Here is a 17,158-nt window from a genome sequence, read left to right as displayed (position 1 = left end):
ATTAATTATGCTATCGAACAAATCGATAGCTTTTTAATCCATCCATTTGAGTGCTATTTAATCTACCTTTTATCACATATTAAATTTTTAAATATTTAAAGTGCATTGAATAGAGCAAATTTTTTGGTTACAATCTTAATGTAAATGATAATTATTATAATTATCGTTTTTTTGTTTTTTATTGGTTGATAATTAGGAGTTACAATGTATTCATATATCAAAGTGAAATTTTTAGTTTTGCTTGCTGTTTTGCTTGTTTTGGTTGGATGTGACAATAAAAAAGAACAGCAAACCTCTGCAAATACACTTACCATTGAACATGCTCAAGGTAAAACCGATGTGCCTGAAAATCCTAAAAAAGTTGTTGTTTTTAATACTGCAACACTTGATATCATGGACGCATTAAATATTCCTGTGACAGCATTGCCTCAATCAGATGTACATTATCCAACTTTCTTATCTAAATATGCAAGCAAAGACTACACTAATGTGGGCACTTTATTTGAACCAAATTATGAAGTTTTAAGTTCAATTCAACCAGATGTTATTGTTGCTGGAGGTCGCGCTACTGATGCTTATAAAAAATTGAATGATATTGCTCCGACGATTTCTTTAGATATTGACCCAAATAATTTTTTAAGTAGTTTAACTCAAAGAACAGAACAATTAGGCTCAATCTTCAATAAACAAAATGAAGCTAAGAAACTTATTGCCGATTTTAATCAAAAAATCGAACAATTGAAAACTAAGACAACTACGGCTGGCACAGCACTTGTGATTATGGTTAATGGCGGTAAAATGTCGGCTTATGGTTCAAAATCTCGTTTTGGTTTTGTGTTTGATGTACTTGGTTTTCAGCCTGCAACCACTTTCCAAGAAGCTGGTCGTCATGGTAATGCCGTTACCTCTGAATTTATTTTGAGTGTTAATCCGCAGTGGATATTTGTGTTAGATAGAGATAATGCAATTGGTAATAAAGAAGCTCAGTCTGCACAACAAGTACTTGACAATGAATTGATCCGAAAAACTGCGGCATGGCAACAAAACCATATCGTTTATTTAGATTCTTCTTCCATGTATATTGCTGGTGGTATTCAAACCTATAGTCGTTTGATGGATCAAATAGGTGTCGCTTTGCAAAGTGAACCAGCACATTAATGTAAAACATGATTAAATCATTTTATTTTATTGCAGGCATGTTCATTTTATTGATCATGACTGCAATAAGTTTATTTATTGGTGCAGGGCATGTGACACTATTTGATTTATGGTCAGATAGCAATATGCGTGAGATTTTTTTTGTAAGCCGTATTCCTCGAACTGTTGCCTTATTGTTAGCAGGTAGCGCCATGAGTGTTGCAGGTTTGATTATGCAATTATTAACACAAAATCGATTTGTTGAACCTTCTTTAGTTGGCACTACTCAATCGGCTAGTCTTGGCTTATTAGTTATGATGGTTTTAGCTCCTGGCGCTAGTGTCATGACTAAAATGGTTGTTGCTAGCCTATTTGCTATGATTGGCACAATGATATTTATGGCGATTTCTCGAAAGATTATTTTAAAGTCAGCAATAATGGTACCTCTTATTGGCATTATGTTAGGTGCAGTTATTAGCGCTATTACTACATTTTTTGCCATGTATTTTGATTTATTACAATCACTTGGTGGTTGGGAGTCAGGTGATTTTTCAGCTATTTTAAAAGGCCGTTACGAATTATTATGGTTGGTGGGTGGTTTGACATTACTTGCTTGTTGGTGTGCGGATCAGTTTACTGTAGTTGGCTTGGGGCGTGATTTTTCTATTAATGTAGGGCTTAACTATCGCCGTGTTATGTTAACAGGACATATTGTTATTGCATTAATTGGTGGTATTGTCGTTGTAGTTGTTGGAGTTTTACCATTTTTAGGATTGATTGTACCAAATATTGTTAGTTTATTATTTGGAGACAATGTTCGTAAAACCATGCCATGGATCTGTTTGTTTGGTAGTGGATTAGTTTTAATTTGCGATATTATTGGGCGCGTAATTCGCTATCCTTTTGAGATCCCCGTGAGTGTTATTCTTGGCGTAGTTGGCGCTATTATTTTTTTAATATTGTTGAGTCGAAAACGTCATGTTAGTTAATCAAAAACGCCATATTTTGTGTCAAAAAAGAGTTCTTTTATTGTTAATTATTGCTCTAGTTTGCATAATATGTTTTATGACTTTCAACCTTAAAGGCAATATTAGCTATATTTTGAAGCATCGAACGTGGGTAATGCTAACTATGATTTTAGTCGCTTTTTCGGCTGCGACATCAACACTGCTTTTTCAAACAGTTACCAACAATCGAATATTAACACCTTCTATTATGGGATTCGAATCACTATTTGTACTTATTCAAACTGTTGTAATCTTTTGTATTGATTCACAAGGTATTCCTTATATTGGTATTATTGGTAAATTTGTATTCGAATCACTTTTATTAATTTTATTCTCTTTATTTTTATATCGAGGTTTGTTTACTAGTCTCAAGAAAAATTTACATTTGGTATTATTAATAGGAATTATTTTAGGTACATTATTCCGTAGTTTTTCTAATCTATTGCAACGCTTGATGACCCCGTCTGAATTCGCTGTGCTTCAAAGTCGTATTTTTGCTACATTTACACGTGCAGAACCTGTGTTGATTATCTTTTCGTTAGTAATAGTAGCTATTGTTGGTCTATTTTTATGGCAAATGCGATTTAAATTTGATGTACTTGCGTTGGGTCGGGATAATGCAATCAATTTGGGTATCGATTATCAAAAAAGTGTCACTATTATATTATTGCTAGTTTCAGTTTTAGTGTCAGTGTCAACGGCATTAGTCGGTCCATTCACTTTTTTGGGGCTTTTAATTACTAATTTAGCTTATAGTATTAGTGGATCAAGCCAACATCGTTTTTTACTGCCTACTGCTTTTTTGTTAGGTGTTATTTTTCTGGTCGGTGGACAAATGTTCTTAGAGCGAGTATTAAATATGGTTGGTGCATTATCCATTGTCATTGAATTCATTGGTGGTTCTTTGTTTATCTTCTTATTATTAAAAAAGGTTCCAAAGTGATAAAAATTGATAATGTTAGTAAAAACTATCAAACAGTATCTGTATTAAAAAATGTCAATGCGACGATTTCACAAGGTGGAATTACTGCTATTATTGGTCCAAATGGGGCGGGGAAATCGACGCTATTATCAATTATAAGTCGTCTTCTATTAGCTGATGAAGGACAAGTTAAAATTCAAAATATGGATGTTGTTAATACGCCAAGTGATAAACTTGCCACTTATTTATCAGTATTGAGACAAGAAAACCGTTTTACCAGTAGATTGTCTGTTTTTGAACTAGTTGGATTTGGGCGTTATCCTTATACCAAAGGGCGTTTAAATGCTGATGATTATAACCATATTTATCGAGCGCTCGATTTTTTAGATCTTACTGAATATAAAGACCGCTTTTTAGATGAATTATCTGGTGGTCAACGGCAACGAGCTTATGTTGCTATGGTGTTATGTCAAGATACTGAATATGTATTACTTGATGAACCACTCAATAATCTTGATATGAAACATGCTGTTGCCATGATGAAACAATTGCGCCGCGCAGCCGATGAGTTGGGTAAAACCATTGTGATTGTTATTCATGATATCAACTTTGCGTCTGTATACTCAGACTATATTTTAGCCATGAAAAATGGTGAGCTGATATACCAAGGTACGCCACAAAAGATCATGAATGAGGCTATTTTGGAAGAAATATTTGATACACCTGTCAAAATCGAAAAAATTAATGATCAAAATATTGCTATTTACTATTAACAAATACAATGGAAATTAATTAATCTTAATAGTAAAAAGTTACAATTGTTTAATTAAGTAAATAAAAATTATTGTTTACTATTTATTTCTAACCATGTTAAATAATTGGCAATATTTTTGTTGAGATAATTATAATGAAATTACAGGAAATAGCACTTTTAGCAGGTGTATCAAGGACGACGGCCAGTTATGTGATCAATGGAAAAGCCAAAAAGTACCGCGTTAGTGATAAAACAGTCGAAAAAGTTATGTCGGTGGTGAAAAAACATAATTACCAACCCAATGCGGTAGCAGCGGGGCTTAGAGCAGGTAAAACCCGGACTATAGGCATTATTATTCCTGATTTAGAAAACAACAGTTACACTCGCATAGCTAATTATTTAGAACAAATGGTAAGAAAGGAAGGATATCAATTACTAATTGCATGTTCTGAAGATAATCCACAAGTCGAAAGAGAGTGTGTCAAACACCTTCAGCAGCGTCGCGTAGATGCCTTAATTGTTTCTTCTTCGTTTGTTTCTGCTCAAGATTATTTTTTTTATGATGACTGGCAAAATGAAAAGATTCCATTATTTGCACTTGATCGAATATTATCCATCTCTAAATTTAGAAATATTGTAGGTGCAGATAAACAAGATTCTAAATCACTTGCTCAAGCATTTAATAACTTTGTACAAGATTCTGTGGTTTATATAGGAGCCCTACCAAACTTATCTGTTAGTCAACTTCGTTTAGATGGTTTTAAAAATATCAAACTTGATAATTGTAATAAAGTTGATTTTTTATATGCAAATAACTATAGTCGTCAAGATGCTGATTTAGCCTTTAGTCAATGGCTAGAAAGTGATGAAATGCCTAATGGCATATTTACTACTTCTTTTTCGTTATTACAAGGAAGTATTGATGCAATTTTAAGAAAATTTGGGCACTTACCCGAGAGTTTAACTATTGCTACCTTTGGAGATAATGAATTGTTAGATTTTTTGCCATGTAAAGTCATATCACTTTCACAAGATCATAAAGAAGTTGCCGATGTAACAATAAAACTGTTTTTAAACTATCAGCATAACAATAATTATCAATCGGGCACTACAATAATTCCAAGACGATTGATCTATCGAGGTAGCTTAAGCCGTTAACGCATTGATAGACATGAAAATATATTAATTCTAAAACAGTTTAAATTAAAAAATAAGATCCAGATCACAAATTACTTATTAATAGACATAATTTATTTGATAATTAATGTTTATTTATTCATTATTGCTGAAACGATTCAATTGATTAAAAGATTTGTATTTTCTAAGTCATTTTAGTCGCCCCAATATTATTAACCCAGAGGTATTTATTATATGTTTCATTTAGTTAAAGAAAACATTCATTTAAATGAACAAGCTACCAATAAAACTGAAGCGATAAAAAAAATTGCTTCGGCATTAACCAATGCAGGATTTGTTGAAGATGGTTATGTCGATGGAATGTTAGAACGAGAAGCACAAGCAGCCACATATCTGGGTATAGGTCTTGCTATTCCCCATGGAACTACTAAAACTCGCCATTTAGTCAAAAAAACAGGGGTACAAGTATTTTGTTTTCCTAATGGTGTCCAATGGGGGGATGATGGCGAAAAGGCCTATCTTGCAATTGGTATTGCAGCAAGCTCTGATGAGCATTTAGAATTACTCCGTCAACTAACTCACGTACTTGGAGCTGAAGGGGTAGAGGAGCGAATTAAAAAAATTCAGTCTGCCGACGAAGTAATTGCTATTTTAACTGGTAAAACAAGTTCTGAAGATAGCCAATTTTCTATAAATGAATCTGCATTATTATTGGATATTCCTGCTGATAGTTTAGCAACTTTACAAGCATTAAATGCATCACGTTTAAAACAGCAAAATGCTGTAAATTCAAGCTTTATTGCCGATGTGTTGGACAATAAACCTACATATTTAGGTGATGGAGTTTGGTTAAATGATAGCAAACAAGGTAATTTAAAAAATGCTATGGCGATTAGTCGCACTATCAGTAATATTAATGAAGATGGTAAGCCTGTTAAGTTACTCATCACTATATCAGCCGTTGATGATTCTATTTATGATATTGTAAATAATATTGCAACTTTAGTTTTTAACCAAAAATTACAATTACTATTATCAGCCAATACTGATGATCTCAGCAGCCTTCTTTTATCTGGTTCTGCGACAATAGAATCTAATAAATCAGAAATACAATCGATATCTTCAAATGAGTCGACTGTGGCTGAATCGAATAATGAATCATTAAGTCGTGAATTTATTATTCCAAATGAAAATGGCTTACATACACGGCCATCATCAGTACTAGTAAAATTAGTTAAAGAGTTTAATTGTAAGGTTACTGTTGCTAATTTAGATGGTAAAGGTGAGCCGGTAAGTGCAACGAGTTTAATGAAAATTGTTGCGCTAGGCGCTAAAAAAGGTAGTCGATTAAGATTTACTGCAGTAGGTGAAGATGCAGCTCAAGCGCTTGATGCAATTGGTAAAGCAATTGAGGATGGTTTAGGTGAGGGGACTGAATAATGGCTTATCATGTCGCAACAATAACCTTAAACCCAGCTTATGATCTTTTGGGTTTTTGTCCCAAAGTTGAGCTTGGTGATGTTAATTTAGTCCAAACCAATGCGTTACTTGCTGCAGGCAAAGGTATCAACGTTGCTAAAGTTTTGTCGGATTTAGATGTCCAATTAACTATTGGCGGTTTTTTAGGTAAAGAAAATCGTGATGGTTTTAACTTATTATTCAAATCATTAAATGTGATTGATAAATTTGAAACAATTGAAGGTCGTACTCGCATTAATGTTAAATTAACCGAGGAAAATAGTGAAGTGACTGACCTTAATTTTTCAGGCTTCACGATTAGCGAGCAAGATTGGCAACATTTTGTTACAAATTCTCTTGAATGGCTAAAAAATATTGATATGGTTGCTATCAGCGGTAGTTTACCAGCTGGAGTATCACTTGATAAATTTACTAAGTGGATGGAACAAGTTAAAGTGATTTGTCCAAAGATCGTATTTGATAGTAGCCGAGATGCATTAGTTGCAGGACTAAAAGCAAAACCATGGTTAATTAAACCCAATGATAAAGAGCTAGAAATGTGGGTAGGTCGCAAATTACCAACATTAGAAGATGTTAAAGCAGCTGCTATGGAGTTAGTAAACGACGGCATTGAAAATGTAGTGATCTCGCTAGGAAGTAAAGGCGCTTTGTGGGTAACTAAAAATGAAGCATGGCTAGCAAAACCACCAAAATGCCATGTAGTTAGTACTGTTGGTGCCGGTGATTCAATGGTCGCCGGGTTGATGTATGGCTTAATGACTAATCGTTCAATTAAAGATACTTTAGTCTTTGCATCAAGTGTTGCAGCTTTATCAGTTGGGCAAGCTGGTGTTGGTATATCTGATTGCCAAGCTGTAAATAATATGCTAGAAAAAATTGAAATAATTTCTGAATAGGAGTATTCATGAATATATATATTATTGAAGGTAGTAATACAGGCCCAGTAAATGGACGTTTGGCTAAAGCGGAATTAGCTTTAGCCGCAAACGAATTAAATCTAAATCTGGTTGATAATGCAACATCGGCTGATGTTATAGTTGCAGTAGGCTCTGGAACTATCAGTGATAAAGCAGTTGTTGGTAAAAAGGTTTATGCCGTTGATGATTTAAATCAAATTTTTGCTAACCCAAAACAGATTTTAACAGATGCGCAAAGTAAAGCGAGTGTTTATCAACAAACAGCCGAAGCTATGTCTTCACAAAGCAATAATACCAGTGTAAAACGTATTGTTGCGGTAACTGCATGTCCAACAGGTGTTGCTCACACCTTTATGGCAGCAGAAGCGATTGAAGAGGAAGCCAAAAAACGTGGATGGTGGTGTAAGGTTGAAACACGTGGCTCAGTTGGTGTCGGTAATGAATTAACACCAGAAGAAGTGGCTTCAGCCGATGTTGTAATTGCAGCTTGTGATATTGATGTTGATTTGAGTAAATTTGCAGGTAAAAAACTTTATCGCACCAAAACAAGTCCAGCTCTGAAAAAAACAGCACAAGAATTTGATAAAGCATTTGAAGAAGCAACCGTGTATCAACCAAGTGTTAATGCTTCGGTAGCTAAATCTAATAAACAGAAAAAAGGATTTTATCAACACCTTTTAACGGGTATTTCGTACATGTTACCAATGGTTGTAGCTGGCGGTTTGATTATTGCTCTATCTCTTGCATTAGGTGAGTTTCAAGACGTATTAAAAACGGTGAAAGTCTTAGAAAATGGCGTAGAAGTAGTAAAAGAAGTATTAGTAAACGAACTTGTTGGAGAGCCGCACTTAAATCTGATTGGCGAGAAGGCTTTCTCTCTCATGGTACCGTTGTTAGCAGGATATATTGCCTATTCGATTGCCGATAGACCAGGTTTAGTACCAGGGCTTGTCGGTGGCTTACTTGCGGTATCGACTAACGCAGGCTTCTTAGGCGGGATTTTTATTGGTTATTTTGCTGGTTATTTAGCAATGTGTATTTCCAAATATTTACCATTACCAAAAACGCTTGAGGGGTTAAAACCGATCCTAATTGTACCACTATTTGCGACATTAATAACCGGTTTAGTGATGCTGTTTATTTTTGGTGCACCTATCGCATGGTTAATGTCTTCCTTGGATTCATGGCTAAATTCGTTGAATTCAAATCCAAATACTGCTGTGATTTTGGGGGTAATTCTAGGGGGGATGATGTGTACTGATATGGGGGGACCTATCAATAAAGCAGCGTATTTATTCGGAACCACATTAATTTCATTACATCAATATATGCCAATGGCAGCGGTTATGGCTGGTGGTATGGTTCCACCGTTAGCTATGGGCTTAGCAACACTTATTGCACGCAAAAAATTTGCTAAACCTGAACAAGAAAGCGGTAAAGCTTCATTGGTATTAGGCTTATGCTTTATTTCGGAAGGCGCAATTCCATTTGCTGCGCGCGACCCATTACGTGTTATCCCATGTTGTATTGTTGGTGGTGCTATTACTGGTGGTATGGCGTTAGCCTTCGGTTCAACATTAATGACGCCGCATGGTGGTTTATTTGCTTTAGCAATTCCGGGCGTTGTTAAACCAGTAGTTGGCTACTTATTATCTATTGTTGTTGGTACCGTTGTTGCTGGTGTTGCTTATGCATTAATTAAACAACCAGAATCGGAAGCTACAGCTGTCGCTTAATGTTTGTTAATAATATAAGAAAAAGCGCCATCAAGTGATGGCGCTTTTTATATAATATGGCATTTAAGCTATTTTTTTACCCAGCGCTGTAAATCTTTAGGGATAAAATGATCCATTTGTTGTAGTATAGTTCGATGATCTTCCGAAACAATTAATGTTTTATAAAAACTATCTCGAACAAAACCTTCATTCACTGCATGTTGCAAAAAATTAAGCATTGGTTGCCAAAATTCTAACACATTAAATAATGCAACGGGCTTTTCATGATAACCTATTTGCATTGCTGTCCAAACTTCAAAAAATTCTTCTAAAGTTCCAGTTCCTCCTGGCATTGCAATAAAACCATCAGCTAATTCCGAAAGTCTTGCTTTGCGTTGATGCATATTATCCACTACTTCTAAACGAGTGATACCGTGGTGTGCTGTTTCGGCTTTGACTAAACGTTCAGGAATAATACCAATCACCTCACCGCCGTGCGCAAGTACTGTATTAGCAATAATCCCCATTAAACCTTTATTACCACCACCATAAATTAGCCGTCGATTTTGTTCTGCTAAAGTTTTGCCTAATTGTTCTGCTTGTGTACGATATTCTAATTGGCTTCCTTCGTTTGCTCCGCAAAAAATACAAATATTTTTTTTCATAAATGCTATTTTACCTGTTAATAATATATTTAATTATCTTAGCATATCTGCAGATTAATTTGATTACAAGCTGAGCAGTTAATTCTATTTGCTGTTTTAGAGATTGACATTAGCGTTATATATAGTTAATATTCATCCCGTTAAGTGTTCCTCCATAGTTCAGTCGGTAGAACGGCGGACTGTTAATCCGTATGTCACAGGTTCAAGTCCTGTTGGAGGAGCCAATTTAAGAATATATAAAACCTGCTTACGGCAGGTATTTTTATATCCCAAATATCTACTTATTCATTTTGTTGTTACAATAAATACACTTCAAACTGTATTTTCCTACCGTTTTTTTATCTATTTTTTATTATTTACTAATAAACTAATTGTCTTATCTTGTGAACTATTGTTGTATCGTTTCCAAAGGATATATAGCCTAAACTTTTTTATTAAACAATAAGGCAGTAAATTAAGATAAACACTTAAATAGCAACATAAAAACTTAAATAAAATAAGTACGTGATCGTTAATTTCTATAAAATACTCAAAAGCAAAGAGGTTATTTGCCTTACAACGTTTACTGTTGCAGTGGTATCGCTTTTTTAATAAATGGAAATAGATTTTTAATATCAATAAAAGGGGCAATGGATGATGTTGCCAATATTCAGAAAGTGGCATCACTCGGGAAAAAGTAAAAAACATTTCGTTAGAGCCTAACCATTTGCTGATAATGGTTAAACCGGCAATTACCCAACTTATTTATTGTAATTTTTTATAAAATATTTTATCAAAAAATAGGAAGATAATGTTCTAACTTATTTTCATAAATAAACAGTTGATTAATTGTTTTAATCTAATGCTTTTTGTTTATCTTGCTCATTAAATGATGAATTACCCTTTACATCTAATTCTAGTGGTTTGCCAGATATCCTGTAATAATTAATAACCAAATATCGTAAAAATTTTCTATTTTTCGATTGTATTGATTAAGTTAAATTTCTGATTTTTGTATTAACGAGTTACGCTATAACCAATAATCAAGTGAATCATTTCTGGAGATATATCTTTTAGCTGGATCTGCTGCAACAAGTTGCAGGTTATCGTGCTTAAGCAACTGTTGGAACCCATTGACAAATTTACCTATATCATGGCAATCCAAAAAATAGGCAAATCAGAGCGCTGCCTTTTCACTGTCTTGTGGAGTAAAAACGATTTGCATAAATAGCTCAGCTGAATTGAAAATAGTTGTGTTTAACAATTTGGTATCCACAAGCAGTTGCGTCTAAATTATGATAAGCCAGTCGGTGATAATTATCACTATTAAATTTTTGGCGATATTTCACCCCAATATTAATAAAACGATTCGCTCATTAAATTTTATTCTTTTTGGAAATAGACACTTTACACAAGGTAAGCTTGCTTCAAAAGCATATTAATTATTTTTTATATTGAAAATATATGTAGATTTATTTTATATGCAATTGGTTTAATATAAAGAGGTAATATTCTTGCTAACATTATCATTTTATATAAACTTTACTAATTTAAGTTTTGCTCATTTCGTTGAAGTTTGGCAAAATAGATAAATAATTGAAGTAAATGTTATCGTCTTAAACGATTTTTGGATATGTTAATAAAAAAATAACATAAATATGCTATTATTAAGTAAAGCAGGAACGGAATTAGGATGATTAGCCAAATTAAACAATATGTAAAAACATTATCCATCTTGAGTTGCTTAGGTGGTATAGCCATTTGTTCTGTACCGGCTTTAGCCAATGAAGAACAACAAATTGATATCGTTATTCCTACTGAAAAACATGAGGTAATTTACCGCAAAACCATCTTTTCACTTTCAGGTCAACCAAAGTATCATGTTGACTTTCAACATGTTGATTATGTAAATCCTAATGCTCCGAAAGGTGGCGTAATTAAATTGGCAGAAGTTGGCTCTTTTGATAATTTGAATCGCTTTGCTAGCCGTGGCGCACCTGAACGTAATTCAGGATCACTGTATGATAGTCTTTTTACTAGTACAGCTGATGATATCACAAGCTTTTATCCACTTATTGCTACTTCAATAACCTACTCTAACCAATACCGTTGGGCAGAAGTTGCAATTAACCCTAATGCTCGTTTTCAAGATGATAAGCCCATTACTGCCCACGATGTTGAATTTACCTTTCATAAATTTATGACCGAAGGGGTACCTCAATATCGTGTTTATAATAAAGGCATTACTGTTAAGGCAATCGATGATCACCATGTGCGTGTTGATATTCCTGAGTCGGATCGTGAAAAACTTCTTTCATTTGTGGGTAGTATGCGTGTTATTCCTAAACATTTTTGGCAACATCATGATTTTTCAGAACCATTAAGCACGCCACCTGTTGGTAGTGGCCCTTACTATATTAGCGATTATAAAATGGGGCAATATGTTGTTTATCGACGTAATCCAAAGTATTGGGCACGTGATTTGCCGATTAATAAAGGTTTAGATAATTTTGACGAAAAACGCATTGATTATTATATGGATGACAATGTTTCACTAGAAGCCTTTAAAGCTGGTGAATATGATTTGCGAACTGAAGATCAACCAAAAAATTGGTTTGCTCAATATCAAGGTCGATATTTTGATAATAGCCATATTATTAAACAAGAAAAACCTGTTAAAACCGCAACCGATACTGAGTGGCTCGCATTTAATTTACAAAAAGAACTATTTAAAGATATTAAAGTACGTAAAGCGATCTCCTTGGCATTTGATTTTGAATGGCTAAATCATGCCTTTTATTATGACAGTTACAAAAGACCTTATAGTTTTTTTGAAAACACCATTTATGCGGCAAAAGGTAAGCCGACAGAGCAAGAATTAAAATGGCTTAATCCTTATAAACATATTATTCCCGAAGCTGTTTTTGGCGATGCTTATTCTATTTCCAAAAGTGATGGGCAAGGTTTTAATCGCGACAATTTGTTAAAAGCGGCTGAATTGCTTAAACAAGCTGGATGGGAAATTAAAAATGGTAAACTAATTAACACTAAAACTGAGCAACCATTTGAATTTGAACTGATCAGCTCCCTTGGTAGCGATATTAAATATGCTATTCCTTTTCAACAAAATTTAGCACGCTTAGGGATCACCATGAAAATTACCTTGTTAGATTCCGCACAACATTTACGGCGTGTTCGTGAGCGTGATTATGATATGGTTGCACGTTATTATTATGCCGTAAATTATCCTAATTCTAATTTATTGATGTTTTGGGGAAGTGAATACCTTAACTCATCGTGGAATGCTTCGGGGTTACATAATAAAGCTATCGATGGCATTATCGCTGAAATTATTAAGAATGTGGATAATCAAGAAGAACTTGTCCCATTAGGACGTGCGCTTGATCGTATTTTAACGCAAGAATATCCAATGATTCCAATGTGGTATAACAGTAAAACTTATTATGCTTATTGGAACAAATTTGGGCAGCCAGCTATACAACCGACTTATGGTATAGGGATTGATAGTTGGTGGTATGATGCAAACAAAGCAGCTAGCCTGTCTAAAAATCGGGAACATTAATATGTTAAATTATTTTATTCGTCGACTGTTGCTGATTATTCCAACATTGTTTGTGATTTTGACTATCAACTTTTTTATTGTACAAGTTGCGCCTGGTGGGCCTGTTGATCAGGCACTAGCCATGATTGAAAATGGCCCGCAAGCAGGGCAAGGATTATTGCCAGGGAGTGGTGACTCGTCAATATCCGTACAGCAGTATAAAAACGAATCAAATTATCGAGGTTCTCGTGGGCTTGATCCTCAAGTTATCGCAATGATAGAAAAGCAGTACGGCTTTGATAAACCGATATTTGAACGTTATATCGAAACACTAAAGAAATATATATTATTTGATTTTGGTAATAGTTTCTTTAAAAGTGAATCAGTACTAGGTTTAATTGCCAAAAGTTTACCTGTTTCAATTTCATTGGGATTATGGAGTACTTTGATTGTTTATCTCATTTCAATCCCGTTAGGCATTCGCAAAGCAGTGAAAGATGGTTCTGCATTTGATTTTTGGTCAAGTACATTAATTATTATTGGCTATGCAATACCTGCTTTTTTATTGGCAGTTTTATTTATTGTATTATTTGCTGGTGGTAGTTATTGGGATATTTTTCCTCTACGTGGGCTAATATCAAACCATTTTGATCAACTCGATTTTTGGGGCAAAATAAAAGACTACGCATGGCACATCTGTTTACCTACTATCGCAATGGTCATTGGCGGTTTTGCATCACTCACCATGCTAACTAAAAATTCATTTTTAGATGAAATCCGCAAACAATATGTAATAACCGCACGTGCTAAAGGATTAAGTGAAAGAAAAATTTTATATAAACATGTTTTTCGCAATGCAACATTACTGATTGTATCGGGTTTTCCTGCGGCTTTTGTTGGTATTTTATTTACAGGTTCATTATTGATTGAAATTATCTTTTCGCTTAATGGACTTGGGCTATTGGGATATGAGGCAATTATACAACGTGATTACCCGGTGATTTTTGGTTCATTGTATATCTTTACATTAATCAGCCTTATTACTAAATTATTATCTGATTTATCTTATATGATGATTGACCCACGTATTGACTTTGAGGCTCGCAACTAATGACCACCCATTACTCTATTAATCAACAGCGTTGGCAACGATTTAAACAAAATCGTCGTGGTTATTATTCACTTTGGTTATTTATGATCTGTTTTTTGATTAGCCTATTTGCTGATTTTATTGTTAACGACAGACCAATTTTTGTTAAATATCAGGATAATTACTATTCGCCGATTTTTCATTTTTATCCAGAAACGGAATTTGGTGGACAATTAGCCACGCAAACTAACTTTCTTGATCCTGCTGTACAAAATAAAATAGAAGCTAATGGCTGGATTTTATGGGCACCTTTTCGTTATAGCTACAATACATTAATTTATGATACATCAAACACGTTTCCAACGCCGCCTTCGGCATCACATTGGTTAGGCACCACTGATGCAGGTTTCGATGTATTAGCCAATATTTTATATGGTTTTCGCATATCTATGTTTTTTGCGATTTTCTTGACGATTTTCACTTCAATTATTGGTGTCATTTTTGGGGCAATACAAGGCTATTATGGAGGTAAAATTGATCTAATCGGTCAACGTTTCATAGAAATATGGAGTGGGTTACCAGAGCTATTTGTTATTATTCTATTAGCTAGTATTTTACCGCTTAATTTTTGGTGGTTATTAGGTATTACCGTATTATTTGGTTGGATGGCTTTAGTAGGTGTAGTGCGTACTGAATTTTTGCGTACTCGCAATTTTGATTATATTCGTGCAGCTAAAGCAATGGGAGTTAGTGACACTAAAATTATGTTTCGTCATATCTTGCCTAATGCCATGGTGGCAACATTAACCTTTTTACCTTTTATACTTTGTGGCTCGATAACAACACTAACAGCGCTAGATTTTTTAGGTTTTGGTTTACCGATTGATTCGCCATCACTAGGACGATTATTACTACAAGGTAAAAACAATCTACAAGCTCCTTGGCTTGGCGTCAGTTCATTTTTAGTTATTGCAACTTTACTGTCACTGCTTATTTTTATTGGCGAAGCAGTAAGAGATGCATTTGATCCAAACAAAGGAGTGTATCAATGAGTTCTCCTTTATTATCCGTTCAGGATTTAAGTGTTGCATTTAAACGCAGTACGCATTTACTATCGCAAGTAGTAAGTAATATTAGTTTTGATATTAATGAGCAAGAAACACTTGCGTTAGTGGGGGAGTCAGGCTCAGGGAAAAGCATTACCGCATTATCAATTTTACGACTACTACGTAAAGAACAAGTTGTATACCCAACTGGCGATATTTTGTTTGAAGGAAAATCATTATTACATGCGCCAGATAAAGAACTTCGTAAAGTTCGTGGCAATGAAATTAGCATGATCTTCCAAGAACCGATGGTGTCATTAAATCCTTTACATACAGTTGAAAAGCAACTTTATGAAGTGCTGGCGTTACATCGAGGAATGAAGCGTAATCAAGCTCGTGGCGAAATTTTACAATACCTTGATCGTGTAGGTATTAAGGAACCAAAAAGTAAATTATCAGCTTATCCTCATCAACTATCTGGCGGCGAAAGGCAGCGAGTAATGATTGCTATGGCAATATTAACACATCCAAAGTTACTTATTGCTGACGAACCGACAACAGCACTAGATGTATCTGTACAAGCGCAAATTATTCAGTTACTAAAAGAGTTAAAGAAAGAACTCAATATGAGTATGCTTTTTATTTCGCATAACCTTGGTATTGTTAAAAAGCTTGCAGATAAAGTGGCTGTTATGCAACAAGGACAAATTGTTGAATACAATAGTAAGCAGCGTATTTTTTTACGTCCAGAATCTGAATATACTCAAACACTATTAAATTCAGAACCTAGTGGTGATCCAGTACCTTTGCCTGATACTTCTGGGATATTGCTTAATGTTAATTATCTTAGTGTTAAAGTTATTGCCAGAAAACGTTTATTTAGTAGTGCAAAAAAGAAAATTATCAATAATATTGGTTTTACGTTGCATCAAGGTGAAACTGTAGGAATTGTTGGTGAATCAGGATCGGGTAAAACTACTACTGCACTAGCTATTTTGCGCTTAATTAAATCACAGGGCGATATTGTATTTGATAGTCATCTTATACAAAAACTAACTGGCAAAAAACTGTTACCATTTAGAAGTCGTATTCAAGTAGTGTTCCAAGATTCATTTTCATCATTGAACCCTCGTCTTAATGTTGAGCAAATTATTAGTGAAGGGTTAATGACACACAAAAAATTCGGTAAAGCTCGACGAGACCAAGAGGTTACTAATATCATGCTCGAAGTCGGTCTTGATCCAAGTATGCGTTATCGTTATCCTAACGAGTTTTCGGGAGGGCAACGTCAACGAATAGCTATTGCTAGAGCTTTAATTTTACAGCCAGAATTATTGATTTTAGATGAACCTACGTCATCGTTAGATCACACCATTCAAAAACAAATTATTAATTTACTTAAGTCATTGCAAGAAAAGCATCAGCTTAGTTATTTGTTTATTAGCCATGATTTATCTTTGGTTTATACAATGTGTCACCAAGTTATTGTTATGCAAGATGGTAATATTATTGAACAAGGCTCGCGTGAAAAGATCTTCCATTCCCCTGAACATGAATATACCAAGACGTTACTTTCATTTTTAGATAAACCACCGCGAAAAATGAGTAGAACTATGATACATATAGATAAAATGGAAAAACCAGAGAAATTCACTCATAAAGATGAATCACAACAAGAACTACGGCGAGATAAGAAAAAAGAAAGGGAGGTCAATTGGGAAGATGCCCTGTTAATGCGTAAAAAATAA

General features: G+C 34.4%; 13 protein-coding genes and 1 tRNA gene. 13 read left to right on the top strand and 1 reads right to left on the bottom strand.

All coding sequences use genetic code 11. The features are described 5' to 3' along the window. The first annotated feature begins 204 nt into the window (after positions 1-204). From A9G43_RS10110 to A9G43_RS11465, 8 genes are all read left to right on the top strand, one after another. Positions 205-1,158: a siderophore ABC transporter substrate-binding protein gene (locus tag A9G43_RS10110; RefSeq protein ID WP_141674067.1), complete on the top strand. Its 954-nt coding sequence runs from the start codon at positions 205-207 to the stop codon at positions 1,156-1,158. Between the two features lie 11 nt (positions 1,159-1,169). Next, positions 1,170-2,126, top strand: coding sequence for an ABC transporter permease (locus A9G43_RS10105; protein ID WP_065608761.1), 957 nt, complete (start codon positions 1,170-1,172; stop codon positions 2,124-2,126). Then, positions 2,116-3,087, top strand: coding sequence for an iron chelate uptake ABC transporter family permease subunit (locus A9G43_RS10100; protein WP_065561466.1), 972 nt, complete (start codon positions 2,116-2,118; stop codon positions 3,085-3,087). The genes A9G43_RS10105 and A9G43_RS10100 overlap by 11 nt, the downstream gene beginning before the upstream one ends. Further along, complete coding sequence (locus A9G43_RS10095) at positions 3,084-3,839, top strand: iron ABC transporter ATP-binding protein (protein ID WP_065561465.1); 756 nt, start codon at positions 3,084-3,086, stop codon at positions 3,837-3,839. The genes A9G43_RS10100 and A9G43_RS10095 overlap by 4 nt, the downstream gene beginning before the upstream one ends. A gap of 134 nt (positions 3,840-3,973) precedes the next feature. Next, positions 3,974-4,978, top strand: a complete 1,005-nt coding sequence (gene cra / locus A9G43_RS10090; RefSeq protein WP_065608684.1) for a catabolite repressor/activator — start codon at positions 3,974-3,976, stop codon at positions 4,976-4,978. 213 nt (positions 4,979-5,191) lie between these two features. Then, positions 5,192-6,397 carry a fused PTS fructose transporter subunit IIA/HPr protein gene (gene fruB, locus A9G43_RS10085; RefSeq protein ID WP_065608683.1) on the top strand — a complete coding sequence of 402 codons (1,206 nt, stop codon included), beginning with the start codon at positions 5,192-5,194 and terminating at the stop codon, positions 6,395-6,397. After that, a complete protein-coding gene (fruK, locus tag A9G43_RS10080) occupies positions 6,397-7,332 on the top strand; it encodes a 1-phosphofructokinase (protein WP_065608682.1) in 936 nt (311 codons plus the stop codon). The genes fruB and fruK overlap by 1 nt, the downstream gene beginning before the upstream one ends. Positions 7,333-7,340: 8 nt before the next feature. Continuing rightward, positions 7,341-9,089: a fructose-specific PTS transporter subunit EIIC gene (locus A9G43_RS11465; protein WP_065561461.1), complete on the top strand. Its 1,749-nt coding sequence runs from the start codon at positions 7,341-7,343 to the stop codon at positions 9,087-9,089. Between the two features lie 68 nt (positions 9,090-9,157). Here A9G43_RS11465 and A9G43_RS10070 read toward each other — a convergent pair whose 3' ends face one another. Continuing rightward, positions 9,158-9,733, bottom strand: a complete 576-nt coding sequence (locus tag A9G43_RS10070) for a TIGR00730 family Rossman fold protein (RefSeq protein ID WP_065561460.1) — start codon at positions 9,731-9,733, stop codon at positions 9,158-9,160. Between the two features lie 148 nt (positions 9,734-9,881). On the opposite strand from A9G43_RS10070, the gene A9G43_RS10065 reads away from it, so the two are divergent. The 5 genes from A9G43_RS10065 to yejF all read left to right on the top strand — a co-directional run bounded on the left by A9G43_RS10065 (position 9,882) and on the right by yejF (position 17,158). Next, a tRNA-Asn gene (locus A9G43_RS10065) sits at positions 9,882-9,957 on the top strand. Between the two features lie 1,448 nt (positions 9,958-11,405). Next, positions 11,406-13,295 carry an extracellular solute-binding protein gene (locus A9G43_RS10060; RefSeq protein WP_081298121.1) on the top strand — a complete coding sequence of 630 codons (1,890 nt, stop codon included), beginning with the start codon at positions 11,406-11,408 and terminating at the stop codon, positions 13,293-13,295. Between the two features lies 1 nt (position 13,296). Further along, entirely contained in the window at positions 13,297-14,385 is a 1,089-nt protein-coding gene (locus tag A9G43_RS10055; protein WP_065560806.1) for a microcin C ABC transporter permease YejB, read from the top strand. After that, the gene (locus tag A9G43_RS10050; protein WP_065560805.1) at positions 14,385-15,416 is read left to right on the top strand and encodes an ABC transporter permease; all 1,032 of its coding nucleotides are present in this window, start codon (positions 14,385-14,387) and stop codon (positions 15,414-15,416) included. Before A9G43_RS10055 ends, A9G43_RS10050 begins: the two co-directional genes overlap by 1 nt. Beyond that, positions 15,413-17,158: a microcin C ABC transporter ATP-binding protein YejF gene (yejF, locus tag A9G43_RS10045; protein WP_065608681.1), complete on the top strand. Its 1,746-nt coding sequence runs from the start codon at positions 15,413-15,415 to the stop codon at positions 17,156-17,158. The genes A9G43_RS10050 and yejF overlap by 4 nt, the downstream gene beginning before the upstream one ends.

The organism is Gilliamella sp. Occ3-1, from assembly GCF_001690655.1.
Taxonomy (GTDB): domain Bacteria; phylum Pseudomonadota; class Gammaproteobacteria; order Enterobacterales; family Orbaceae; genus Gilliamella; species Gilliamella apicola_P.
Note: the sequence above shows the minus strand (reverse complement) of the source record. Positions and strands in the feature narration are given on the sequence as shown.